Genomic DNA, 223 nt, shown 5'->3' with positions numbered 1-223 from the left:
GGTATACATTTCGCCTTCATGTTCATAATTTCCGGGTGTCATACGAAGCGTGATTTTTTGGCCTCTCACGGGGATACCCTTGACCAGACGGTAGTGTGGCTCGATATGGATATGATTGAGACCATCGGCCATGCGCTGAATATGCCGGCTACGCGGGGCGTCCAGATGCGCGAAGGTATTAAGTTGTTTGACCAGAGATCTGACGGAATCAATATGACCGAGA

1 pseudogene is annotated in these 223 nt (G+C 49.8%); it reads right to left on the bottom strand.

What is annotated here, in order from left to right:
* Positions 1-195 (bottom strand): annotated as a pseudogene (locus tag ABR397_RS25235) (type VI secretion system baseplate subunit TssF); the annotation flags it as partial.
* Between the last annotated feature and the right edge of the window lie 28 nt (positions 196-223).

This window comes from Photorhabdus viridis (assembly GCF_040256935.1).
Lineage (GTDB): Bacteria > Pseudomonadota > Gammaproteobacteria > Enterobacterales > Enterobacteriaceae > Photorhabdus > Photorhabdus viridis.
This window is presented reverse-complemented; position numbering and strand designations above follow the sequence as displayed.